Below are 23,015 nucleotides of genomic sequence, written 5' to 3'. Positions count from 1 at the left end.
CGTCAGCCGGCGACGGAGACGTGCCAGGCTTGGAAGGCCGGAGACCGCGCGATGGCGGCGGAACAGATGGCCAGCGAATGGGCGGGGGCGTTGTCGCCACTCCCGCCGCTGGTGAAGACGACGAGGTCGATGGAGTCCTGACGGGCTCTCGACTGGACGTGCTCCAGGCCGCCGAAGGGATCGGCGTGGGCCCAGAGCACGTCCTTCAGGACATGGGCGTCCGCAGCGGTCGGCGGACGCCGGTCGGGGCTGGTCAGGGTGAGACGGACAATGTGCATCTGGCTCGGTTCGAGCGGCCGGCGCCGACGGCGACGGTCACTTCTTGTTGTCCCAGCTGATGCTGCCCGGGTCGCCCAGACCGCCCTTGCCGTCCCCCTTGTGAGCGGGGTCGCCGGGGTCGCCCTTGCCGGGGTCGCTCGCCGCGGACACGCCCGTCACGGTGGCCGGTGCGGCGGCGGCGAAGGCGGTGGCGGTCGGCAGAGCGAGCGTGGCCACCACAGCCGCAGCCGCGAGGACACCGGGAACGCGAGCGGTGATCCGCATGGAGAACAACCCCCTGGTCGATGGTCGGTCGGTGCGTCGGACGGCGGCTGGTTCCCGCCGTCCCACCGGCCCGGGGGCTCGGCGCCCCCGTTCGGTGATTCACATCCTGCAAGCCCGGGCGGTGCTCCGGAAGACCTTCCCCGAGGCATCATCAGGCCAGGCAGCATGGCGCCACCCCGACCGCCCCTGCCACCCCGGCCGCACCGACCGTCCCGGCCGTCCCTGTCGCCCCGGTCACATCACCGACGCATCGTCAGATCTCCTTGCACACACATTTGCGAACTGTGAGAATCTTGCCGACGGCCTTGACATGAGCTGGCCGCGCGCATCGCCGAGTCCGGGGGGAATCGTGCTCGAAGTGCTGGGACTGGACCCTACGGCGGAGGCCGTCTACGCGGCCCTGCTGGTCGAACCCGGGTGCGGGGTCACCGCCCTGTGCCGCCGGCTCGGCCTCTCCGAGACCGCCGTCAGAGAGGCCCTCGACCAGCTCGCGGACCTGACGCTGCTGCGCCCCTCCCAGGAGGTCTCGGGTGCGCTGCGCCCGGTCAGCCCGGCGATCGGCCTGGAGGCCGTCATCCGCCGCCAGGAGGACGACCTCGCCCGCCGCCAGCAGGAGCTGGCCGCCAGCAAGGCGGCCGTGGCCCGGGCCGTGGCCGCCTACGCGGACCTGGTGCCCAACACCACCTCGGACGCCACCGAGCGCCTGGTCGGGATGGACGCGATCCAGGCCAAGCTCGAAATGCTGGCGCGCGACCTCCGGGAGGAGTTCCTCGCCGCGATCTCGGGCGGCGCCCAGTCGCAGGCCAGCATGGACGCCGCCCGTCCGCTCGACCAGGACGCGCTGGAGCGCGGCGTCGCCATGCGGACGCTCTACCAGGACAGCGTCCGCAACGACCAGGCCACGCACGCGTACGCCCAGTGGCTCACCGGGCTCGGCGGCCAGGTGCGGACGGCCCCCCTGCTGCCGCCCCGGCTGCTGGTCTTCGACCGGCACACCGCCGTCGTCCCGATCGACCCGACGCAGACCAGGCTCGGGGCGCTCTGCACCAGTGAGCCCGGGCTGGTCGCCTCGCTCGTCGCCCTGTTCGAACAGGCCTGGTCCACCGCGGTGCCGCTCGGCGCCGACCAGCCCACCCACCACGACACCGGCCTCACAGCGGCCGAACGCGACCTGCTCCGGCTGCTCGGGACGGGCCTGACCGACGAGGCCGCCGGCAAGCGGCTCGGCATCTCGGTGCGCACCGTGCGCCGCCAGATGTCCGCCCTCATGGAGCGGCTCGATGCCGCCAGCCGTTTCGAGGCGGGCCTCAAGGCGGCGCAGCGCGGCTGGCTGTAGGCGCGCCCGCCGCCCGCGCCGCAGGCCGCCGACCGCCCGGGAGCGCGCGTGCCCGGGAACGCTCGTGCCCGGGTGCGGATGTCAGTGCCCGGGTGCAGACTCGCAGGTGGCCGGGGAGGGGGCGTGTGCGCGCCCGACGGAACCGCCCCGGTCACTCTCCGTCGAAGGGGCACCACTCCATGCTCACCACCGACTTCCCCACCGGCTCCCCCTGCTGGATCGACCTGGGCAGCCCGAACGTCCGGGCCACCGCCTCGTTCTACGGCTCGGTCCTCGGCTGGACCTTCCACGAGGTCCCCGAGACCGGTGGCTACGGTTTCCTCCAGCGGGGCGGCAAGACCGTCGCCGCCCTCGGCAACCTGGACGAGGGCGCCCGGTCGGCCTGGACGACGTACTTCCGCACCGAGGACGTGGACGCCACCGTGAAGGCCGCCGAGCAGGCCGGCGCCACCGTCCGGGTGCCGCCGACGGACGTCATGCAGGAGGGCCGGTTCGCCGCGCTCACCGATCCGCACGGCGCCGAGTTCGCGCTCTGGCAGGCGGGGAACACCAAGGGGCTGGACGTCGTGTCCGAGGACGGCACCCTGGTCTGGTCCGAGCTGCACACCTCGGACCAGGACGGGGCCCTCGGCTTCTACCAGCGGCTGTTCGGGTGGCGGGTGGAGAACTTCGAGCCGTCGCCGGGGATGACCTACCGGGTGATCTCGACCGCCGAGGGCGACCAGCAGGCCACCAGCTTCGGCGGCATCGCCCCGACGATGACCCCGGAGCAGCCCTCCGCGTGGACGCCGTACTTCGCGGCGGCCGACGTGGACGCGGTGATCGCCAGGGCGACGGCGGCGGGCGGCACGGTGCTGATGCCGGCCTCGGACGTGGAGAACGTCGGTCGGCTGGCCTGGCTGGCGGACCCGAACGGCGCCCCGTTCGCCCTGATCAAGGGCGAGCCGCAGGAGTCCTGAGAACGCGAGCGGGGCCCGCGGTTCCGAGAACCGCGGGCCCCGGGTTGCGCACGGGTCACCGCACCGGGTGTCCGGCCTGCCGCAGCGCGCCCTTGACCTCGCCGATCCGCAGGTCCCCGAAGTGGAAGACGCTGGCGGCCAGCACGGCGTCCGCGCCCGCGTCGACGGCGGGCGCGAAGTCGGCGAGCTTGCCGGCGCCGCCGGAGGCGATCACCGGCACCGAGACGGCCTTGCGCACGGACCGGATCATCTCCAGGTCGTAGCCGTCCTTGGTGCCGTCCGCGTCCATCGAGTTGAGCAGGATCTCCCCGGCGCCCAGCTCGGCCGCGCGGCCCGCCCATTCGACGGCGTCCAGGCCGGTGCCCCGGCGCCCGCCGTGGGTGGTCACCTCGAAGCCCGACGCGGTCTCCGTACCGGGCGGGCAGCGCCGGGCGTCGACCGAGAGCACCAGCACCTGCCGGCCGAACCGCCGGGCGATCTCCCGGACCAGCTCCGGGCGCGCGATCGCGGCGGTGTTGACGCCGACCTTGTCGGCGCCGGCCCGCAGCAGCTTGTCCACGTCCTCGACGGCGCGGATGCCGCCGCCGACGGTGAGCGGGATGAAGACCTGCTCGGCGGTGCGGCGGACCACGTCGTAGGTGGTCTCGCGGTCGCCGGAGGAGGCGGTGATGTCGAGGAAGGTCAGTTCGTCGGCGCCCTCGGCGTCGTAGAGCTTGGCCATCTCGACCGGGTCGCCGGCGTCGCGCAGGTTCTGGAAGTTGACGCCCTTGACCACCCGCCCGGCGTCCACGTCCAGGCAGGGGATGACTCGTACGGCGAGGGTCACGGCTGTTTGCCTTCCAGGGTCTTTGCCAGCCCGGAGCGGTACGCGTCGAGCTCGATCTCGACCATCATCCGGGAGTCGATCAGTCCCTCGACCACCACCATGGTGGCCACCGGGCGTGCGGCGTCGAAGAGTTCGCGGTGGGCGCGGCCGACTTCCTCGGCGTCGCGGACGTGGGTGATGTACATCCGGGTGCGGACCACGTCGTCCGCGGTCAGACCGTACGCGGCCAGGGCCTTGAGTCCGACGCCGAACGCGGCGAGGGTCTGCCGGTACGGGTCGCCCTCGTGCTCGATCCGGCCGTCCACCCAGGCGGTGGAGCCGGCCACGTGCACGTGGTCGCCCGCGGCGATGGCCCGGGAGTAGCCGAACTCGTCCTCCCAGGGAGAGAATCCGCCGACGCGCCCGCGTACGATCCGACCGTCCGTCATCCTGAAACCGCCTCCAGGGCCTCTTCGAGGGTGAACTTCTGCTCGTAGAGTGCCTTGCCCACGATGGCGCCCTCGACACCCTCGCCGACCAGGGTGGCGATGGCGCGCAGGTCGTCCAGCGAGGAGACGCCGCCGGAGGCGACGACCGGGCGCTCGGTGGCGGCGCAGACGTCGCGCAGCAGCTGCAGGTTGGGACCGGTGAGGGTGCCGTCGCGGTTGACGTCGGTGACCACGTAGCGGGCGCAGCCCTCCTGGTCGAGGCGCGTCAGCACGTCGAAGAGCTGGCCGCCGTCGCGGGTCCAGCCGCGGCCGCGCAGGGTGGTGCCGACCACGTCCAGGCCGACGGCGATCTTGTCGCCGTGCTCGGCGATGGCCTTGGCCACCCACTCGGGGGCTTCCAGGGCGGCGGTGCCGAGGTTGACCCGGGTGCAGCCGGTGGCGAGGGCGCGGGCGAGCGACTCGTCGTCGCGGATGCCGCCGGACAGCTCGACCTTGATGTCCAGCCGGCCGGTGACGTCGCGCAGCAGCTCGTAGTTGGAACCGGTGCCGAACGCGGCGTCGAGGTCGACCAGGTGCAGCCACTCGGCGCCGGCGTTCTGCCAGGCGAGGGCGGCGGCCAGCGGCTCGCCGAAGGAGGTCTCGGTGCCGGAGGCGCCCTTGACCAGACGGACGGCCTGGCCGTCGCGGACGTCGACGGCGGGAAGCAGTTCGAGGCGGCTCATCAGTAGCAACTCTCAGACAGTCAGAGGGTGTTGACCCAGTTGGTCAGCAGGGCGGCGCCGGCGTCGCCGGACTTCTCGGGGTGGAACTGGGTGGCCCACAGCGGGCCGTTCTCGACGGCCGCGACGAACGGCTGCCCGTGCGTGGCCCAGGTGACCAGCGGCGGGTTGATCCGCGCGCTGTGGCTCTCCAGTTCCCAGTGCCGCACGCCGTAGGAGTGCACGAAGTAGAAGCGGGTCTCCGGGCCGAGGCCGGCGAACATCCGGCTGCCCTCGGGCACGTCCACGGTGTTCCAGCCCATGTGCGGGACGACCGGGGCCTCCAGCGGTTCGACGGTGCCCGGCCACTCGTCGCAGCCGGCCGTCTCCACGCCGTGCTCGACCCCCTTCTCGAAGAGGATCTGCATGCCGACGCAGATGCCCATGACCGGGCGGCCGCCGGCCAGGCGGCGGCCGATGATCCAGTCCCCGCGGACCGACTTCAGCCCGCGCATGCAGGCCTCGAAGGCGCCCACGCCGGGGACGAGCAGGCCGTCCGCGGCCATCGCGGTGTCGTAGTCGGAGCTGACCGTGACGGTCGCCCCGGTCCGCTCCAGGGCGCGCTGCGCGGAGCGGAGGTTGCCGGAGCCGTAGTCGAGGACGACGACGTTCTTGCCCATGTTCAGGTGTCCAGTCTCTCTACGGCGGGTCTTACAGGCGCATGAGGCCGGAGGCCAGGCACATCACGGCACCGAACGCCAGCACCAGGATGACGCTCTTCGACTGCTTCTGCTTCCAGAAGGAGATCACCCCGCCGGCCAGGAAGAGGCCGACGAAGATGAGGATCATCGCGATGTTGTTCACAGCGCACCCTTGGTCGACGGGAGGATGCCGGCCGCGCGCGCGTCGCGCTCGGAGGCGTAGCGCAGCGCACGGGCCAGCGCCTTGAACTGGCACTCCACGATGTGGTGGGCGTTGCGCCCGTACGGCACGTGGACGTGCAGCGCGATCTGCGCCTGGGCCACGAAGGACTCCAGGATGTGCCGGGTCATCGTGGTGTCGTAGCTGCCGATCATCGGCGCCATGTTCTCGGGCTCGGTGTGCACCAGGTAGGGCCGGCCGGAGAGGTCCACGGTGACCTGGGCGAGCGACTCGTCCAGCGGCACCGTGCAGTTGCCGAAGCGGTAGATGCCGACCTTGTCGCCGAGCGCCTGCTTGAAGGCGGCGCCGAGCGCGAGGGCGGTGTCCTCGATGGTGTGGTGGGTGTCGATGTGCAGGTCGCCGTCGGTCTTGACGGTGAGGTCGAACAGACCGTGCCGACCGAGCTGGTCGAGCATGTGGTCGTAGAAGCCGACGCCCGTGGAGATGTCGGTCCGACCCGTGCCGTCCAGGTCTATCTCGACCAGGACGGAGGTCTCCTTGGTGGTGCGCTCGACGCGTCCGATGCGGGACATACGGGGTTACAGCTCCTGACTGGCAGCGCGCGCGGAGCGCGCTCGATCAAGGGTGGGGGTGGGCCTGGGCCCCTCCTGCCCGGTGGCGGGCAAGGAGGGAGGGAGGGCGGTGCGGACGGCGTCCAGGAAGGCGTCGTTCTCGGCGGGCGTGCCGGCGGTGACGCGCAGCCACCCGGGCACGCCGTTGTCGCGGACCAGGACGCCCTGGTCGAGGATGGCCTGCCAGACGGCGTGGGTGTCGGCGAAGCGGCCGAACTGGACGAAGTTGGCGTCCGAGTCGGTCACGTCGAGGCCCATCCCGCGCAGCGCGTCGACCAGCCGGTCGCGCTCCTCCTTGAGCCGGCCGACGTACCCGAGCAGGGTGTCGGTGTGCTCCAGGCAGGCCAGCGCGGTGGCCTGGGTGACGGCGGACAGGTGGTACGGCAGGCGGACCAGCTGGACGGCGTCCACCACCGCGCGGTCGGCGGCCAGGTACCCCAGGCGCAGCCCGGCCGCACCGAAGGCCTTGGACATGGTGCGGCTGACCACCAGGTTGGGGCGGCCCTCGATCAGCGGCAGCAGCGAGTCCCGGTGCGAGAACTCGACGTAGGCCTCGTCGACGACGACCAGGCTGGGCCGGGCGGCCTGGGCGGCCTCGTACAGCCGCAGCACGGTGTCGGCCTCGACGGCGGTGCCGGTCGGGTTGTTCGGCGAGCAGACGAAGACGACGTTCGGCCGGTGCTCGGCGATGGCCGCGAGGGCGGCGTCCACGTCGATGGTGAAGTCGTCGTTGCGCGGTCCGGAGATCCAGGCGGTGCCGGTGCCCCGGGAGATCAGCGCGTGCATCGAGTACGAGGGCTCGAAGCCGAGCGCGCTGCGGCCGGGGCCGCCGAAGGTCTGCAGCAGCTGCTGGAGCACCTCGTTGGAGCCGTTGGCGGCCCACACCTGTTCGCGGGTCACGGCGAAGCCGGTGGTCCTGCCGAGGTACGCCGCCAGGCCCTCGCGCAGCTCGACCGCGTCCCGGTCGGGGTAGCGGTTCAGCCCGCGGGCGGCGTCGGCGACGCGCTCGGCGATCCGGGCCACCAGTTCCTCGGGCAGCGGGTACGGGTTCTCGTTGGTGTTCAGCTGGACGGGGACGTCCAACTGCGGCGCGCCGTACGGGGACTGGCCGCGCAGCTCGTCCCGGATGGGGAGGTCGTCGATGTCCGTCACGAGCCGGGCACCGTCCAGTCGAAGCGGGCCTTGATGGCGTCCCCGTGGCCGGGGAGGTCCTCCGCCTCGGCCAGGTTGACCACGTGCGCCGCGACGTCCGCCAGCGCGTCCCGGTCGTACTCGACGACCTGGACGCCGCGCAGGAAGGTCTGCACCGACAGTCCGGAGGAGTGGCAGGCGCAGCCGCCGGTCGGCAGCACGTGGTTGGAGCCGGCCGCGTAGTCGCCGAGCGAGACCGGGGTCCAGCGGCCGATAAAGATCGCGCCCGCGTTGACGACGCGCTCGGCCACCGCGTGCGGGTCGCGGGTCTGGATCTCCAGGTGCTCGGCCGCGTACGCGTTGACCACGGCGAGACCCCGGGTCAGGTCGTCGACCAGGATGATGCCGGACTGCTTGCCGCCCAGCGCCTCGGCGACCCGCTCGCTGTGCTTGGTCCTGGCGACCTGCACGGCCAGCTCGGCCTCGACCGCGTCGGCCAGCTCCGGGGAGTCGGTGACCAGCACCGAGCCGGAGGTCGGACCGTGCTCGGCCTGGCTGATGAGGTCGGCGGCGACGTCGGACGGCAGCGCGCTGTCGTCGGCGAGGACGGCGATCTCGGTCGGGCCGGCCTCGGAGTCGATGCCGATCCGGCCGGCGAAGTAGCGCTTGGCGGCGGCCACGTAGATGTTGCCCGGGCCGGTGACCATGTTCACGGGGGCGCACTCCTCGGTGCCCAGCGCGAACATCGCGACCGCCTGGGCGCCGCCGACGGAGTAGACCTCGTCGACGCCGAGCAGCGCGCAGGCCGCCAGGATGGTCGGGTGGACCTGCCCCCCGAACTCCTTCTGCGGCGGGGAGGTGACCGCGATGCCGCGGACGCCCGCCTCCTGGGCCGGCACCACGTTCATCACCACGGAGGACGGGTAGACCGCCAGACCGCCCGGCACGTACAGCCCGACCCGCTCGACCGGCACCCAGCGCTGGGTGACCGTGCCGCCCGGCACCACCCGGGTGGTGTGCCCGGTGCGGCGCTGGTCCGCGTGCACGGCGCGGGCACGGCGGATGGACTCCTCCAGCGCGGCGCGCACCTTCGGGTCCAGCGTCTCCAGGGCCTCGGTCAGCCGCTCGGCCGGGACACGGGTCGACTCCAGCCGCACGCCGTCGAAGCGCTCGGTGATCTCGATCAGCGCCGCGACCCCGCGATGGCGTACGTCCTCGGCGATCGGCCGCACCTTCTCCAGTGCGGCCGCCACGTCGAACTCGGCACGGGGCAGCAGGTCACGCGGGTCGTCGAGCGAGCCGCGGAGGTCGATTCGAGAGATCACGCCACCCAGTGTAAGGAGTGACCGGAATCGCTGGTCCCTCATTTCAGTCCGTGATACGAAAGGCGAGACGACCGGGGGACGGGGGAAACCATGGCGGATCGCGCTCCAGAGGGCTGGACCGACACCGAAGTCGAGGTGTGGGAGGCCTACCACCAGGGCGAGATCCTGGACCTCCGCAGTGGCGAAGCCGACACCGACGACCCCTTCGGCGACGCCGTCTGGGGCGCCCGGCGCACCGTCCGCGCCGAGGTGCTCGCCCACCTGCTGCTGGCCGGCCCGGAGCCCGCCCCCGGGCACGTCGCCTCGCTGCGCCTCAGCGGCGTCCTGATCACCGGCGCGCTCAACCTGGCCGGCGCCGCCATCGGCGCCTACGTCGAACTCCACAACTGCCGCTTCGAGCACAAGATCCTCATCTCCGAGGCGGCGGCCTCCACGCTGCGCTTCGTGAACTGCCTGGTCCCCCGCCTGGAGGCCTCCCGGCTCTCCACCACCGGCGACCTCCACCTCGCCCGCTGCCGCTTCCCCGACGGCATCCGGCTCACCGACGCCCGGATCGGCACCGACCTGCTGCTCAACCAGGCCGTGATCGGCGGCGACCGCTACGGCCGCGCCGTCTCCGCCGACGGGATCACCGTCAACCAGGACTTCGAGGCCGAACGGATGGAGACCACGGGCGAGTTGAGCATCCGCACGGCCCGCATAGGCGGCCGGCTGTCGCTCCGCGGCGCCCAGCTGCGCGCCGACCGGCGGCTCAACCACACCTGTCTCAACGCCGTCCGGGTCACCGTCGGCCACACCCTCTACCTGACCGGCTCGGCGGACCTCGGCTGGGTCGGCTCCCGCGGCTACTACGGCTCCGGCTACGGCGAGACCCCTCCGCCCGACGGCCCCGTCACCCCCTTCCGCGCCTTCGGGCGGGTCCGGCTCTCCGACAGCCGGTTCGACGGCGCCTGCCTGATATCCGGCGAGTTCCACCTGGAGGATGACGACGAGCTCTCGCTGCGCCGCATCCACACCCCCGAGCTGCGCTTCACCTGCAAGTTCCGCCCGACCGGCACCGTCTCGCTCTCCCGCGCCCGGGTCGGCAACCTCGTCGACACCCCGCAGGCCTGGCCGCTCGGCAAGCACCTGGGCCTCACCGGCTTCGTCTACGAGAACCTGCGCCCGAGCACGGCCTTCCCGGTCCACGAGCGGATCGCGTGGCTGGAGGGCTCCTCCGTCGAGTTCCAGCCGGAGTCCTACGAGCAGCTGGCCGCCGCGCTGCGCCGCGACGGCGCCGACGACGACGCCCGCGAGGTGCTGTACGCCAAGCAGCGCCGCCGCCGCCGGACCCTGCCGCTGCCCGCCCGGACCTGGGGCGCCGTCCAGGACCTCACCGTCGGCTACGGCTACCGCCCCGGCCGGGCAGGCCTGTGGCTGCTGCTGGCCTGGATCGTCGGCAGCCTCTGGTTCTCCACCCACCCGCTGGACCCGCTCAAGGCCGACGAGCGCCCGCACTGGAGCCCGGTGCTCTACACCCTCAACCAGCTGCTGCCGATCGTGGACCTCAACCAGGGCGGCTGGAACCCGGGCGGCCTGTCCCAGTGGATCTCCGCCGCGCTGGTGATCATCGGCTGGCTGCTCGCCTCCACCGTCGTCGCGGGCGCCACCCGGATGCTGCAGCGCGGGTAGCCCGGGCGGCGCGGACGGCCCGGCGCCCCGGACGTTCGGGCGGCGCGGACGACCCGGCGCCCCGGGCGGTTCGGCCGGCGCCGACGGCGCCGATGGCACCGATCGTCGCGGGCGAGCGACGAACGACGGGTCGGGGGAACTACGCTGTCCGCCGTGACAGAACGGCTTCCGCTCTTCCCGCTGAACACCGTGCTCTACCCGGGCCTGGTGCTGCCCCTGAACGTCTTCGAGGAGCGCTACCGCCGTCTCGTCGCCGACCTGCTCGAACAGCCCGAGGACACGCCGCGGCGCTTCGGCATCCTCGCGATCAAGGACGGCCGCGAGGTCGCCCCGGTCCGGGCCGAGGAGGGCCCGGCCGGGCCGCTCGACGGCCTCGGAACCGTCACCGGGGACCCGCTGGAGGCGATCTTCCCGGTCGGCTGCGTCGCCGACGTCGCCTCCGCCCAGCACCAGCCGGACGGCCGCTACGAGCTCCTGGTCACCGGCACCACCCGGTTCCGGCTCCACTCGGTGGACGCCTCCGGTCCGTACCTGACCGGCGAGATCGAGCCGATCGAGGAGCACCCCGGCGAGGGCTCCGGCGCCCTGGCCGCCGAGGTCGAGCGGGCGTTCCGGGTGTACCAGAAGCGCCTCGCCGGCGCCCGCGAGGCCAGCACCGTCGGCCGTCAGGACCTTCCCGACGACCCGCAGGTGCTCTCCTACCTGGTCGCCGCTGCCTCGGTGTTCGAGACCCCGGTCAAGCAGCAGCTGCTCGCCTGCCCGGACACCGCCCAGCGCCTGCGCACCGAGCTCGACCTGCTGCGCCGTGAGACCGCCGTCCTCACCTGGCTGCCCTCGCTGCCCGCCGTCGACCTCACCCGCCAGTCCTTCAGCCCCAACTGACCCAGGAGCCCCCGGACCCCGCATGGCCAAGAAGACCAAGAAGGGCGGCCAGGGCACGCCCGCGACCGTCGCCCTGGAAGCCGCCGCCGTCCCGTTCACCGTGCACGCCTACGACCACGACCCGGCCGCCGCGTCCTACGGCGGCGAGGCGGCCGAGGTACTCGGCGTGGCCGCCGAGCGCGTCTTCAAGACCCTGGTGGCCGACGTGGACGGCACCCTCACCGTCGGCGTGGTCCCCGTCGCCGGGCAGCTCGACCTCAAGGCACTGGCCTCGGCGGTCGGCGGCAAACGCGCCGCGATGGCCGACCCCGCCGCCGCCGAACGCAGCAGCGGGTACGTCCGCGGCGGCATCTCCCCCCTGGGCCAGCGCCGCCCGCTGCGCACCGTCATCGACGCCAGCGCCCTCGCGCACGCGACCGTCTACGTCTCGGCGGGCCGCCGGGGCCTGGAGGTGGAGCTCGCCCCCACCGACCTCATCGCCCTCACCGGGGCCCTGACCGCCCCCATCGCCCGCTGACCGCCCGCCTCGGGTGGCGGCGGGGCACCGCGTTTCCCGGGCGCCCGCGCGCCCGGGAAACGCCACAGGGCGGAAGCCCGGGGCCCGTACCGGACCACCGACCCTCCGCCCTGCCACCGAGCCTCAGACCCGGTCCTGCGGCCCCTGCGGGCTCTGCGGCCCCGCCGGACCCTGCGGCCCCATCGGAGCCTGCGCCGTGGGCGCCCAGTACGGCGGCGGGTCCTCCTCCCGCTTCCCGACCGCCGCCGAGAGCGCGAGCAGCAGCACCATCGCCGCCATCGGCCACACCAGCAGCGCTCCCAGCGCCCCGAGGTCGATGTTCGCGTCGAAGTGTCCGCCGTTGCCGACCCGCCGGGCCTCCGCGATCAGGTCCTTGCTCGGCCCGAGCCACCGCCCGATCCGCCAGGCCCCCACCGATCCGAGCAGTCCGCCGACGGCCAGTCCCAGCGCGACCGCGATGCCGCCCCCGCGCCGCCGGGTGACCAGGAACGCGCCGAGCGCGGTCAGGATCCCGGCGCCCAGGCCGATGATCGCGAACACCGCGTCGGCCCCGGCCCGCTGCTCGCCCTCGGGGTCCGCGTAGAGGATCCGGTCGCCGTCCACGACCAGCGGCACCTTCGGCGCCAGCCACACCCACAGCGCGGCCATCACCAGCCCGGCCACCAGGCAGGCGACGACGATCCCGGCCCCGATCCGCACCTCCGGCAGCAGCCGCTGCACCAGCGAGGTCCCCTGGGCGCCGGACGCGTCGGACGCGACCCCCTGCGGAGGCGCGTACGGGTCGGGCGCGGTATCGGGCGCGGCGACGGGCGCGGCGTCTTCCGGCGCCGCCTGCACATCGGTGCGGGCGGGATCCGGAGGTGTGTTCGGTACGGTCACAGGCCCCATCGTTTCACGACAGCCCCCGGAAGGGCCCAACCACCCGTTCGGCCCTTACCGGGAGACGGCCCGCCGGTACGCCCAGGTGGCCACGGCCAGCGACACCACGCCCACCCCGGCGCACACGCCCAGGTCCGCGAGCACCATCGCCCAGTCCGGATCCGGCGTGAAGGTCCGCGCGAAGGCCTCCACCCCGTACGTGGACGGCAGCAGGTCCCGCAGCCACAGCACCGGCTGCGGCAGGTGGTCGACCGGCAGCACGCCGAGCAGCAGTGCGGCCGACATCCCGAGCTGCCCGAGCATGGTCGCGAGCTCCTGCCGGGGCGCCAGCAGCCCGCAGGCGGCCCCCAGCCCGGACAGTGCCGCCCCGGCGAGCGGCACGACCGCCAGCAGTACCCACAGCTGCCCGAGCGGCAGCCCGAACATGACGGCCCCGACGGCCGCCGTGACCACCGTCCCCGGCAGCGTGAACGAGGCATACGCGGCGGCCGCCCCGAGCACCACCGACGCCGCCGGCACCGGCAGCGTCGCGTAGTGGTCCAGGCCGCCGGTGGCCCGCAGCTTCCCGAAGTACTGGGCGAGCAGGTTCAGCGCGACGAACGCCACCACCAGCACGCTCGACCCGGCGACCACCGACCGCGCCGCCGAGGACTGCCCGGCCTCCACGACGCCCCGCATCATCACCAGGATGCCGAGGGACTGGAAGGTGGCGACGAACAGCAGCGGGATCCGCGCGACCCGCGCCCGGGCGAGCTGCGCCCGGTACACGGCGGCGAGGGCCGGCAGCAGCCGGGCCGCGGGGGCGAGCGGGGCGGGCTCGGCCGAGGTCCGGCCGGTCCGCGGCGGCGCCGAGAGCAGGGTCACTTGGCCAGTCCTCCGTGGCGGCCGCCCAGCTTGAGGTAGGCGTCCTCAAGGCTCGGGGTGGCGAGGGTGAAGTCGTCGAGCGCGGCGAAGGCCGGGCCGGTGGTGACGGCGGCGACCAGTTCGCGGGCCTGCTCGGGGGTGGTGCGGACGGTCCAGCGGCGGCCGGTGCACTCGGCCCGCTCGCGCAGCGCGGCGACGGCGGGCACGCCGACCGGCGCCTCGTCGCGCCAGACCAGGTCGAGCCGGACGTCGCCGTCCACGAGCGCCTTGAGTCCGCCGGGTGTGTCGCAGGCGATGACCCGGCCGTCGTCCACCACGGCGACCCGGTCGAGCACCGTCTCCGCCTCGATCACGTTGTGGGTGACCAGCAGCACGGTCGTCCCGTGCTCGGCGCGGCGCCGGTCGACGGCGCTCCACACGGCCCGCCGGGCGACGGGGTCCATGCCGGTCGTCGGCTCGTCGAGGACGAGCAGCGGCCGGTCCCCGACCAGGGTGGCCGCGAAGCAGGCGAGCCGCCGCTGCCCGCCGGACAGCTTGGCGAGCGGCCTGGCGGCGATGGCGGTCAGCCCGAGCTCGTCCAGGACGTTCCCGGCCTCGGTCCGTGCCCGGGCCCGGTCGAGCCCGCGCAGCCGTCCGGTCGTCTCGGCGGCGAGCGCGACCGTCAGCTCGTCCAGCGCGGTGGATTCCTGCCCGAGGTAGCCGAGCAGCCGGGCGGCCCGCTCGGGGTGCCGCACGATGTCGTGGCCGAGGAGTTCGACCGTTCCGGAGTCGGGGCGCAGCAGCCCGGTGATCTGGCGGACCAGCGTGGACTTGCCGGCGCCGTTGGGTCCGAGCAGCCCGAAGATCTCGCCCTGCCGGACGGTGAGGCTGATCCCGTCGTTGGCCCGGATCTCGGTGGCGGCCGCGCCGCGCCCGCTGCGGTAGGTCCTGACCAGGTCGCGCACGACGACGCACGGCGGGGTTTCCTCGGGTGCTCGCCCGGCCGTCTCACTCACGACCGGAGACTCTACGCGCTCATAAGGGCGAACCGGACACGGGGCCCGGTCGCCGGAGGCCTCGGTCACGCCCGGCCGCCGGTCGGGTGCCCGTCCGTCACCGTCCCGGTCGCCGCTCCGGGCGCGCCGGTCGCCGCCTCAGTCGTCGACGACCATCGATCCGCCGGGCACCCTCGCGGCCATCTCCTTCCAGAACCCCGCCCGGATGGCGTAGCGGTCGTGCTCGTCGATCTGGTCGTCCTTGTGCGCGAGCAGTCCGAAGCGGGCGGCGTAGCGGAGCAGCTCGCCGTCGACGCGGTGCGGGATGCGCGGGTAGTCGGGCCAGAGCACGGTGAGCCGTTCGAAGTCGCCGATGCGGTCGCTCCAGCGGCGGGCGAAGACCTGCCCGACCTCATGGGCGTCCCCGCCGATGGAGGTGATGTCCTCCTCGCGGTCGGCCCAGCGCTGTTCGGCGGTGGTGAGCTGGGCGAGCGTGGGCAGGTTGTCGCCGGCGGTGACGGCGGGCTCCGGGGCGGGCCGGTCGACCCAGCCGCGGTCGGAGGACCACCGCAGCACCGGCCCGGCCTGCGCGACGGCGCCGTGGCCGTTCGTACCGTGCCCGTTCGCCCCGTGGCCGTTGGTACCGTGCCCGTTCACACCATGCCCGCCGTGCCCGTTGACCGCGTGGCCGACCGCCCCGTGCCCGTTCGCCGCCGGGGTGATCGGTGTGACGGACGGGGCCCGCCCGGCGAGGTCCTTCGGGGTCGGGACGACCTTGAGCGCGGCCGCCGACTGCGGCCGCTCGTCGCCGGCCGGGGCGGTCGCGGTCGCCGCCACCGCCGCCGGGCGGACCGCCGGAGCCACGCCGGGCAGCGCGGCCGGGGCCGCCGGCGGTGCGGCGAGGATCTTGGCGATCTCCTGCCGCGCCCCGGGTGCCGGGAAGAGGTTGGAGTTGTCCCGCAGCGAGAACGAGCCCTCGATCCACTCCCGGTCCAGCACCCGCCGCTCGTCCGCCTCGCCGACCAGGTCCTCGGACTGGTTGAAGTCACCGTCGGCGGCCTGCAGTGCCCAGAGGTGGACGGCGACGCCGTGCTCCTTGGCGGTCATCATGCCGGGCAGCAGGTCACCGTCGCCGGTGATCAGTACGACGTCGGCGCAGGCCCGGTTGCGGGCGAGTTCGGAGAGCTCGGCGTGCATCGCGGCGTCCACGCCCTTCTGCACCCACCGCCCCTCCGCCCGGGTGAGCGCACCGAGCCGTACGGTGACCCGGGGCAGCACGCGCAGCCGACGGTGCTCGGGCATCGGACGCCGGTCGGGTGCGGCGTCGAACCAGTAGATGCGCAGCAGCGGCAGCCCGGTCTCGGCCTCGGCGCGTTCGCGCAGCGCGGTGATGAGGGCCGTGTGGTTCACCGTGACCTTGGACCGCGACGGATCCCCCGCGAGCAGGCTGGCGGCGGCGCCCAGCAGGTATCCGGCGTCCACCAGGACGACACAGCGGTCCATCGCGCACCTCTTTCCGCTCGCCCTCGGAGTCAGTCGGGTGGGTCGTTCGGGGTGGGCGGTCCGCCCTCCGTACGGGCGTGCCGAGGTGAGGGGCCCCCGTCGTCGCCCGATCGTTGGGTCACCTTTTACCCGGGGTTCGCCCGCCGAACCTTGCCGGATGTCCCGGTACCGCAACAGCCGCCCCAACGGAGCGCAAAGAACGCGAAGGCGGGCCCCGTTCAACGACGGAGCCCGCCCGGGGTCACGCGACGGTGCACCGGCCCTCGGGCCCGGGGTCCGTCCCCGGGCTCCGAGTTCCGGGGTTTCAGGCCTTGAGCTCGGCGGCGACCAGCTCGGCCAGCTGGACGGCGTTGAGCGCGGCGCCCTTGCGCAGGTTGTCGTTCGAGACGAACAGCGACAGGCCGTTGTCCACGGTCTCGTCGACCCGGATGCGCCCGACGTAGCTCGGGTCCTTGCCCGCGGCCTGCAACGGGGTGGGGATGTCGGACAGCTCGACGCCGGGGGCGCCGGTGAGCAGCTCGACGGCGCGCTCGGGGCTGATCGGGCGCTCGAAGCGGGCGTTGATCTGCAGCGAGTGGCCGGAGAACACCGGGACGCGCACGCAGGTGCCGGCGACCTTCAGCTCCGGGATGCCGAGGATCTTGCGGCTCTCGTGGCGGAGCTTCTGCTCCTCGTCGGTCTCGTTGGAGCCGTCCTCGACGATGGAGCCGGCCAGCGGCACCACGTTGAAGGCGATCGGGCGCTGGTAGACCTTGGGCTCGGGGAACTCGACCGCGCCGCCGTCGTGGGCGAGCCCGGCGGCGCCGTCGATGACCTTGGAGGCCTGGCCCTGCAGCTCGGCGACACCGGCGACGCCGCTGCCGGAGACGGCCTGGTAGGTGGAGACGACCAGTGCGGCCAGGCCGGCCTCCTCGTGCAGCGGGCGCAGCACGGGCATGGCGGCCATGGTGGTGCAGTTCGGGTTGGCGATGATGCCCTTGGGGCGGTCCGCGACGGCCTCGGGGTTGACTTCGGAGACCACCAGCGGGACCTCGGGGTCGCGGCGCCAGGCGGAGGAGTTGTCGATGACGACGGCACCGGCCGCGGCGACCTTGGGGGCGAGGGCCTTGGAGGTGGCGCCGCCGGCGGAGAAGATCACGATGTCGAGGCCCGTGTAGTCGGCCGTGGTCGCGTCCTCGACGGTGACCTCGGTGCCCTGCCAGGGCAGGGTGCGCCCGGCCGAGCGGGCCGAGGCGAACAGCCGCAGCTGTTCCACCGGGAAGTCACGGTCCGCCAGGATCTCGCGGACCACGCTGCCGACCTGGCCGGTGGCACCGACAATGCCGATCTTCATTTCCGACTACTCCTCTGAATGGTGCTGTTCACAGCCGCACTCTGCCCATCATGCCTTGTCACGCGGGCGGGGCGACCTGCCGTTTCACTGCTTGAGAGGGGAGCCACCGCGCGGGAGGCCCTCCGGACGGGCGGAGGCTAGCGGTCCAGACCATTCACCAGGTCCAGCGCAGCGCGGACCTCCGCCGCTCCCGCCGGGAGCAACGGCAGCCGGACGTCCGGGGTCGGGATCCGCCCCTGGGCGTGCAGCACGCCCTTGGTGACCGCCGGGTTCGGCGCCGCGAAGGCGGCCAGGGCCAGGCCGGTCAGCCGGTGTCCGAGGGCCCGTGCCCGGTCGACGTCCCCGGCCTGCCAGGCCTGCGCCAGCTCCACGAACCGGCCGGTGGCCAGGTGGGCGGAGGCGAGGATGCCGCCGGGCCCGCCGAGCGCCATCATCGGCGGGAGGAAGGCGTCCTCCCCGGCCAGCACCGCGAACCCGGCGGGGGCGTCGGCGAGCAGTTCCACGCCCGCCTGGTCCAGCCCGCCGGTGGCGTACTTGACGCCCACCACGCCGTCGATCGCGGCGATCTCGCGCAGCGCGGCGGCCGACAGCTGCTGCCCGGTGCGGTACGGGATGTGGTACACGACCAGCGGCAGCGGACTGCTCGCGGCCAGCGCCCGGAAGTGCGCGACCGTCCCCGCCTCGCCGGGCCGTACGAACGCCGGAACGGTGACCAGCGCGGCCGTCGCCCGCGGCACCCGCGCAGCGAGCGCGGCCAGCGACTCGGCGGTCGCCCCGGTGTCCCCGCCGTGCGCGCCGACGATCAGCTGCGCCCCGCGCGTGGCGCAGGCGGCCGCGGCGACGTCCACCACCTCGTCCCGTTCCTGCGCGCTCAGCGCGGCCGGCTCGCCGGTGGTGCCGAGCGCGACCAGTCCGGCCGCACCGGCGTCGAGCAGCTCGTGGGCGAGCTTCTCCAGCGAGTCGAGGGCGACGCTGCCGTCGGCGGCGAACGGGGTGACGAGGGGGACGTAGATGCCCTTGAGTTCCATGTCCACGATCCTGCGGCCGCCGTCACCGCAGGTCCAGTTCACATTTCCGACGCTTCTCGTAAGCTGAGCCGATGCTCGACGTCCGACGCCTGCGCCTGCTGCGCGAACTCGCCCACCTCGGCACCATCGCGGCCGTGGCCGAGGCGCTGTCCTTCAGCCCTTCCGCGGTCTCCCAGCAGCTGTCCGTCCTGGAGAAGGAGGCCGGCGTCCCGCTGCTGGAGCGCACCGGCCGGCGGGTCACCCTCACCCCGGCCGGGCGCAACCTGGTCCGGCACGCCGAGTCGGTGCTCGCCCTGCTGGAGCAGGCGGGCGCCGAACTCGCCCACGCCAAGCGGGGGTTGGCCGGTCCGCTGCGGATCGGCACCTACCCCTCGGCGGCCCGCGCGATCATCCCGGCGGTGATGGCGGAACTGGCCGCCTGGCACCCCGGGCTGGAGCCGATGGTCACCGAGGTCGACCCGGCGGCCGTCGGCGCGGCGCTGCGCGCGGGCGAACTGGACGTGGCCCTGGTGCACGAGTACGACCTCGTCCCGGCCGACCCCGAGCCGGGCCTCGCGGCGACCCGCCCGGTCTTCACCGAACCCATGTACCTGGCCGCCCGCACCCCGGGGACGATCGCCGAACAGCGCGGCGCGCCCTGGATCATGTCCCCGCCCGGCACGCTCTGCCACACCATGGCCGTCCGCGCCTGCGAGGCGGCCGGCTTCGCCCCCCGGATCCGCCACCAGATCGACGACTTCACCACCGTCCTCGCCCTGGTCGCCGCCGGTCAGGGCGTGGCCCTCGTCCCCCACCTCGGCACCGCCCAGCCCCCGCCCGGCGTGGTCCTCACCCGACTCCCGATGTACCGCCGCACCCGCGCCGCCTTCCGAGCCGGCGCCGGCTCCCACCCGGCCATCTCCGCCTTCGTCTCGGCCCTCCACACCGCGGTGCCGCCGGGCCTCGGCAGCGGCTCCTGAAGCCGGGAGCAGAAGTTCCCCGCGCCCGGAAGGGGCACGGGGAACCACGCGCAGCGGAAGGCCACCGCCCGCACTCGGGATCCGCCGGTCGGGCGCATCCGCAGGGCCTCACACCACCAGACAGCTGGGCCCGAGCAGCTGCTTCAGGTCCCCGAACAGCGCCGGGTCCGACTTCACCCGGTGCCGGTCGAGCCGCAGCACCGTCGTCTTGGAGCGGCTCTCCAGCCGCACCCGGACCTCGGTGGTGCCCCGGTGGCTCCCCAGCACCTCGCCCAGTCGCGCCACCAACGGCGGAGTGACCTTCCCGCTCGGGATGTTGATGACGATCGGCGCCTCGGCGTGCGCGTTCGACAAGTCGGGGACGGACAGCTCCATCCCCATCAGCCGCGGCACGTCCTCCCGCTTGTCGAGCTTGCCGCGCACGAACACCACGGCGTCCTCGACCAGTTGGGAGGACACCAGCTGGTAGCTCGCCGGGAAGAACATGCAGTCGATCGAGCCCGCCAGGTCCTCGACGGTCGCGATGGCCCAGGCGTTGCCCTGCTTGGTCATCTTCCGCTGGAGGCCCGAGATGATGCCGCCGATGGTGACGATCGTGCCGTCCGGCCGCTCCGCGAGGTCGGCAACCGCGCAGTCCGCCTTGTCGGCGAGCACGTGCTCGATGCCGTGCAGCGGGTGCGAGGAGACGTACAGGCCGAGCATCTCCCGCTCCTGGGTGAGCAGGAAGGACTTCTCCCACTCCTCCTCGGAGAAGACGACGTCGAGCCCGAAGCTCGGCTCGTCGGCCGTGGCGTCGCCGCCGAAGAGGTCGAACTGCCCCTCGGCCTCCTTGCGCTTCACGCCGACGACGTTGTCGATCATCGGCTCGAACTGCGCGCTGAGCCCCTTGCGGGTGTGCCCGAGCGAGTCGAAGGCCCCGGCCTTGATCAGCGATTCGACGGTCCGCTTGTTGCAGACCACCGACTCGACCTTGTCCAGGAAGTCGGGGAAGGAGGAGAACTTCCCCTTGGTCTTCCTCGTCCGGATCATCGAGTCGACCACCGGCCCGCCGACGTTGCGGATGGCGGTCAGGCCGAACCGGACGGTGTCGTCACCGTGCGGGGTGAAGTCCGAGTCCGACTCGTTGACGTCCGGCGGAAGGACGTTGATGCCCATCTTGCGGCACTCGTTGAGGTAGACCGCGGACTTGTCCTTGTCGTCCTTGACGGACGTGAGCAGGCCGGACATGTACTCGGCCGGGAAGTTGGCCTTGAGGTAGGCCGTCCAGTACGAGACCAGCCCGTAGCCCGCGGTGTGCGCTTTGTTGAACGCGTAGCCGGAGAAGGGGACGAGGACGTCCCACACCGCCTGGATGGCCGCGTCGGAGTACCCGCGCTCGCGGCAGCCCTTCTGGAAGGGGACGAACTCCGCCTCCAGGATCTCCTTCTTCTTCTTGCCCATGGCGCGGCGCAGCAGGTCGGCCTGGCCGAGCGAGTAGCCGGCGAGGATCTGCGCGGCCTTCTGCACCTGCTCCTGGTAGACGATCAGGCCGTACGTCGGCCGGAGCACCTCCTCCAGGGGCTTCTCCAGCTCCGGGTGGATCGGGGTGATCTCCTGCTGGCCGTTCTTGCGCAGCGCGTAGTTGGTGTGGGAGTTGACGCCCATCGGGCCCGGTCGGTACAGCGCCAGGACGGCCGAGATGTCCTCGAAGTTGTCGGGCTTCATCAGGCGCAGCAGCGAGCGCATGGGGCCGCCGTCGAGCTGGAAGACGCCGAGCGTGTCACCGCGCGAGAGGAGTTCGTAGGTCGGCTTGTCGTCCAGGGGCAGATCAAGCAGGTTGATCTTGATGCCCTTGTTCTTCTCGATCGCCTTGACGGCGTCGTCCATGATCGTCAGGTTGCGCAGGCCGAGGAAGTCCATCTTGAGGAGGCCGAGGCCCTCACAGGTGGGGTAGTCGAACTGCGTGATGGTGACGCCGTCGGTGTGCCGGGTCCACACCGGGATGTGGTCGGTCAGCGGCTCGGCGGACATGATGACGCCGGCGGCGTGCACGCCGGGCTGGCGGATCAGGCCCTCGATGCCCCGCGCGGTGTCGATGACCTTCTTGACGTCCGGGTCGGTCTCGTACAGGCCGCGGATCTCGCCGGCCTCGCTGTAGCGCGGGTGCGAGGAGTCGGTGATGCCCGACAGCGGGATGCCCTTGCCCATGACGTCCGGCGGCATGGCCTTGGTGATCCGGTCGCCCATCGCGTACGGGTAGCCGAGGACCCGCGAGGAGTCCTTGATGGCGGCCTTCGCCTTGATGGTGCCGTACGTGACGATCATGGCGACCTTGTCGGATCCCCACTTCTCCGTCACGTAGCGGATCACGTCACCGCGTCGGCGCTCGTCGAAGTCGATGTCGACGTCGGGCATGGAGATGCGCTCGGGGTTGAGGAAGCGCTCGAAGATCAGGCCGTGCGGGATCGGGTCGAGGTCGGTGATGCCCATCGCGTACGCGACCAGCGAGCCGGCCGCCGAACCACGGCCGGGGCCCACCGCGATGCCCTGGCTCTTGGCCCACATGATGAAGTCGGCGACCACGAGGAAGTACGCCGGGAACCCCATCTGGATGATGGTGTCCATCTCGTACTCGGCGAGCTTCTTGTGCTCCTCGTCGTACCCGCCCGGGAAGCGCCAGTCCATGCCCTCCCAGACCTTGGACTTGAAGAAGTCCGCCTCGGACTCGAAGCCCTCCGGGATGGGGAAGCGGGGCATGAGGTTCTTGAACTTGAACATGCCCTCGGTGTCGACGCGCGAGGCGACGAGGAGCTGGCTGTTGCGGCAGCCCTCCTGCCAGGCGTCCGAGGAGTCCAGCGCGTACATCTCGGCGGCGGACTTGATGTAGTAGCCGGTGCCGTCGAAGCGGAAGCGGTCCGGGTCGGAGAGGTTCTTGCCGGTCTGGACGCAGAGCAGCAGGTCGTGCGCGCCGGCGTCGGCCTCGGTGGTGTAGTGCGAGTCGTTGGTGACGACCGGGGGGATGTTCAGCTTCTTGCTGATCTCCAGCAGCCCGTCGCGGACCCGCTTCTCGATGTCGAGGCCGTGGTCCATCAGCTCCAGGAAGTAGTTCTCCTTGCCGAAGATGTCCTGGTAGTCGGCGGCGGACTTCACGGCCTCGTCGAACTGGCCCAGGCGCAGCCGGGTCTGCACCTCGCCGGAGGGGCAGCCGGTGGTGGCCATCAGACCGCCGGAGAGCTCGGAGATCAGCTCCTTGTCCATCCGGGGCCACTTCACCAGCCAGCCCTCGGCGTAGGAGCGCGAGGTCAGCTTGAAGAGGTTGTGCAGGCCCTCCTTGTTGCGGGCCCAGATGGTCTTGTGGGTGTACGCGCCGGACGCGGAGACGTCGTCCTTCTTCTGGTGCGGCTGGCCCCACAGGATGCGCTTGGTGTTGGAGCGCGACTCGGGGGCGACGTACGCCTCGATGCCGATGACGGGGGTGATGCCGGCGTCGGTGGCCTGCCGGTGGAACTCGGCGGCGCCGTACATGTTGCCGTGGTCGGTCATCGCCACGTGGGTCTGACCGAGGCGCTCGACCTCCTTGAACATCTGCTTCAGCCGGGCGGCACCGTCCAGCATCGAGTACTCGGTGTGGACGTGCAGATGCGCGAACGGCTGGTCGCTCAAGGCGGGGCCTCCGGAGGCTCTGGT

The 23,015-nt window shown here is 72.7% G+C and carries 22 protein-coding genes and 1 pseudogene; 6 read left to right on the top strand and 17 right to left on the bottom strand.

The genetic code is table 11. The features are described from left to right. Positions 1 to 2: 2 nt before the first annotated feature. Both ACZ7KX_RS12830 and ACZ7KX_RS12825 read right to left on the bottom strand, forming a co-directional pair. Positions 3 to 278: a hypothetical protein gene (locus ACZ7KX_RS12830; protein ID WP_350522455.1), complete on the bottom strand. Its 276-nt coding sequence runs from the start codon at positions 276 to 278 to the stop codon at positions 3 to 5. A 37-nt stretch (positions 279 to 315) separates the two neighbouring features. After that, on the bottom strand, positions 316 to 543 hold the full coding sequence (locus ACZ7KX_RS12825) for a hypothetical protein (protein ID WP_350522456.1): 228 nt from the start codon (positions 541 to 543) through the stop codon (positions 316 to 318). A 349-nt stretch (positions 544 to 892) separates the two neighbouring features. Here ACZ7KX_RS12825 and ACZ7KX_RS12820 point away from each other — a divergent pair, with 349 nt between their 5' ends. Together ACZ7KX_RS12820 and ACZ7KX_RS12815 are read left to right on the top strand one after the other, a co-directional pair. Beyond that, positions 893 to 1,879, top strand: a complete 987-nt coding sequence (locus ACZ7KX_RS12820; RefSeq protein WP_350522457.1) for a LuxR C-terminal-related transcriptional regulator — start codon at positions 893 to 895, stop codon at positions 1,877 to 1,879. Positions 1,880 to 2,058: 179 nt separating this feature from the next. Further along, a complete protein-coding gene (locus tag ACZ7KX_RS12815; protein ID WP_470326464.1) occupies positions 2,059 to 2,838 on the top strand; it encodes a VOC family protein in 780 nt (259 codons plus the stop codon). A 55-nt stretch (positions 2,839 to 2,893) separates the two neighbouring features. Here ACZ7KX_RS12815 and hisF read toward each other — a convergent pair whose 3' ends face one another. The 8 genes and pseudogenes from hisF to hisD all read right to left on the bottom strand — a co-directional run bounded on the left by hisF (position 2,894) and on the right by hisD (position 8,739). After that, complete coding sequence (gene hisF, locus ACZ7KX_RS12810) at positions 2,894 to 3,664, bottom strand: imidazole glycerol phosphate synthase subunit HisF (protein ID WP_470326463.1); 771 nt, start codon at positions 3,662 to 3,664, stop codon at positions 2,894 to 2,896. Next, positions 3,661 to 4,092, bottom strand: coding sequence for a RidA family protein (locus ACZ7KX_RS12805; RefSeq protein ID WP_350522460.1), 432 nt, complete (start codon positions 4,090 to 4,092; stop codon positions 3,661 to 3,663). The genes hisF and ACZ7KX_RS12805 overlap by 4 nt, the downstream gene beginning before the upstream one ends. Beyond that, the gene (priA, locus tag ACZ7KX_RS12800) at positions 4,089 to 4,814 is read right to left on the bottom strand and encodes a bifunctional 1-(5-phosphoribosyl)-5-((5-phosphoribosylamino)methylideneamino)imidazole-4-carboxamide isomerase/phosphoribosylanthranilate isomerase PriA (protein ID WP_470326462.1); all 726 of its coding nucleotides are present in this window, start codon (positions 4,812 to 4,814) and stop codon (positions 4,089 to 4,091) included. Before priA ends, ACZ7KX_RS12805 begins: the two co-directional genes overlap by 4 nt. Before the next feature lie 20 nt (positions 4,815 to 4,834). Beyond that, positions 4,835 to 5,470: an imidazole glycerol phosphate synthase subunit HisH gene (gene hisH / locus ACZ7KX_RS12795; RefSeq protein ID WP_470326461.1), complete on the bottom strand. Its 636-nt coding sequence runs from the start codon at positions 5,468 to 5,470 to the stop codon at positions 4,835 to 4,837. Between the two features lie 31 nt (positions 5,471 to 5,501). Continuing rightward, the gene (locus ACZ7KX_RS12790; RefSeq protein WP_350522463.1) at positions 5,502 to 5,654 is read right to left on the bottom strand and encodes a hypothetical protein; all 153 of its coding nucleotides are present in this window, start codon (positions 5,652 to 5,654) and stop codon (positions 5,502 to 5,504) included. After that, positions 5,651 to 6,244, bottom strand: coding sequence for an imidazoleglycerol-phosphate dehydratase HisB (gene hisB, locus ACZ7KX_RS12785; protein WP_030062236.1), 594 nt, complete (start codon positions 6,242 to 6,244; stop codon positions 5,651 to 5,653). The genes ACZ7KX_RS12790 and hisB overlap by 4 nt, the downstream gene beginning before the upstream one ends. A gap of 111 nt (positions 6,245 to 6,355) precedes the next feature. Further along, a pseudogene (locus tag ACZ7KX_RS12780) lies at positions 6,356 to 7,435 on the bottom strand (histidinol-phosphate transaminase); the annotation flags it as partial. Beyond that, positions 7,432 to 8,739, bottom strand: a complete 1,308-nt coding sequence (hisD, locus tag ACZ7KX_RS12775) for a histidinol dehydrogenase (protein ID WP_470326460.1) — start codon at positions 8,737 to 8,739, stop codon at positions 7,432 to 7,434. The gene hisD and the pseudogene ACZ7KX_RS12780, both read right to left, overlap by 4 nt. A gap of 90 nt (positions 8,740 to 8,829) precedes the next feature. Here hisD and ACZ7KX_RS12770 point away from each other — a divergent pair, with 90 nt between their 5' ends. From ACZ7KX_RS12770 to ybaK, 3 genes are all read left to right on the top strand, one after another. Then, entirely contained in the window at positions 8,830 to 10,410 is a 1,581-nt protein-coding gene (locus tag ACZ7KX_RS12770; RefSeq protein ID WP_470326459.1) for an oxidoreductase, read from the top strand. A gap of 153 nt (positions 10,411 to 10,563) precedes the next feature. Further along, a complete protein-coding gene (locus ACZ7KX_RS12765; protein ID WP_350522467.1) occupies positions 10,564 to 11,292 on the top strand; it encodes an LON peptidase substrate-binding domain-containing protein in 729 nt (242 codons plus the stop codon). A gap of 22 nt (positions 11,293 to 11,314) precedes the next feature. After that, positions 11,315 to 11,809, top strand: coding sequence for a Cys-tRNA(Pro) deacylase (gene ybaK, locus ACZ7KX_RS12760; protein WP_470326458.1), 495 nt, complete (start codon positions 11,315 to 11,317; stop codon positions 11,807 to 11,809). Between the two features lie 123 nt (positions 11,810 to 11,932). Here ybaK and ACZ7KX_RS12755 read toward each other — a convergent pair whose 3' ends face one another. The 6 genes from ACZ7KX_RS12755 to ACZ7KX_RS12730 all read right to left on the bottom strand — a co-directional run bounded on the left by ACZ7KX_RS12755 (position 11,933) and on the right by ACZ7KX_RS12730 (position 18,432). Continuing rightward, positions 11,933 to 12,688 carry a hypothetical protein gene (locus ACZ7KX_RS12755; RefSeq protein WP_470326457.1) on the bottom strand — a complete coding sequence of 252 codons (756 nt, stop codon included), beginning with the start codon at positions 12,686 to 12,688 and terminating at the stop codon, positions 11,933 to 11,935. Positions 12,689 to 12,742: 54 nt separating this feature from the next. Then, positions 12,743 to 13,552: an ABC transporter permease gene (locus ACZ7KX_RS12750; protein WP_470326456.1), complete on the bottom strand. Its 810-nt coding sequence runs from the start codon at positions 13,550 to 13,552 to the stop codon at positions 12,743 to 12,745. Further along, complete coding sequence (locus ACZ7KX_RS12745; protein ID WP_470326455.1) at positions 13,549 to 14,547, bottom strand: ABC transporter ATP-binding protein; 999 nt, start codon at positions 14,545 to 14,547, stop codon at positions 13,549 to 13,551. Before ACZ7KX_RS12745 ends, ACZ7KX_RS12750 begins: the two co-directional genes overlap by 4 nt. A 138-nt stretch (positions 14,548 to 14,685) precedes the next feature. Continuing rightward, complete coding sequence (locus ACZ7KX_RS12740) at positions 14,686 to 16,029, bottom strand: NYN domain-containing protein (RefSeq protein WP_470326454.1); 1,344 nt, start codon at positions 16,027 to 16,029, stop codon at positions 14,686 to 14,688. Between the two features lie 304 nt (positions 16,030 to 16,333). Continuing rightward, positions 16,334 to 17,362 carry an aspartate-semialdehyde dehydrogenase gene (locus ACZ7KX_RS12735; protein WP_470326453.1) on the bottom strand — a complete coding sequence of 343 codons (1,029 nt, stop codon included), beginning with the start codon at positions 17,360 to 17,362 and terminating at the stop codon, positions 16,334 to 16,336. A gap of 137 nt (positions 17,363 to 17,499) precedes the next feature. Further along, positions 17,500 to 18,432, bottom strand: a complete 933-nt coding sequence (locus ACZ7KX_RS12730) for a dihydrodipicolinate synthase family protein (RefSeq protein WP_470326452.1) — start codon at positions 18,430 to 18,432, stop codon at positions 17,500 to 17,502. 29 nt (positions 18,433 to 18,461) lie between these two features. On the opposite strand from ACZ7KX_RS12730, the gene ACZ7KX_RS12725 reads away from it, so the two are divergent. Beyond that, positions 18,462 to 19,349: a LysR family transcriptional regulator gene (locus ACZ7KX_RS12725; RefSeq protein ID WP_350522473.1), complete on the top strand. Its 888-nt coding sequence runs from the start codon at positions 18,462 to 18,464 to the stop codon at positions 19,347 to 19,349. 108 nt (positions 19,350 to 19,457) lie between these two features. On the opposite strand, the gene dnaE is transcribed toward ACZ7KX_RS12725, so the two are convergent. Then, complete coding sequence (gene dnaE, locus ACZ7KX_RS12720; RefSeq protein WP_470326451.1) at positions 19,458 to 22,991, bottom strand: DNA polymerase III subunit alpha; 3,534 nt, start codon at positions 22,989 to 22,991, stop codon at positions 19,458 to 19,460. Positions 22,992 to 23,015: the final 24 nt, after the last annotated feature.

The organism is Kitasatospora sp. NPDC038210 (assembly GCF_055600605.1).
This window is presented reverse-complemented; position numbering and strand designations above follow the sequence as displayed.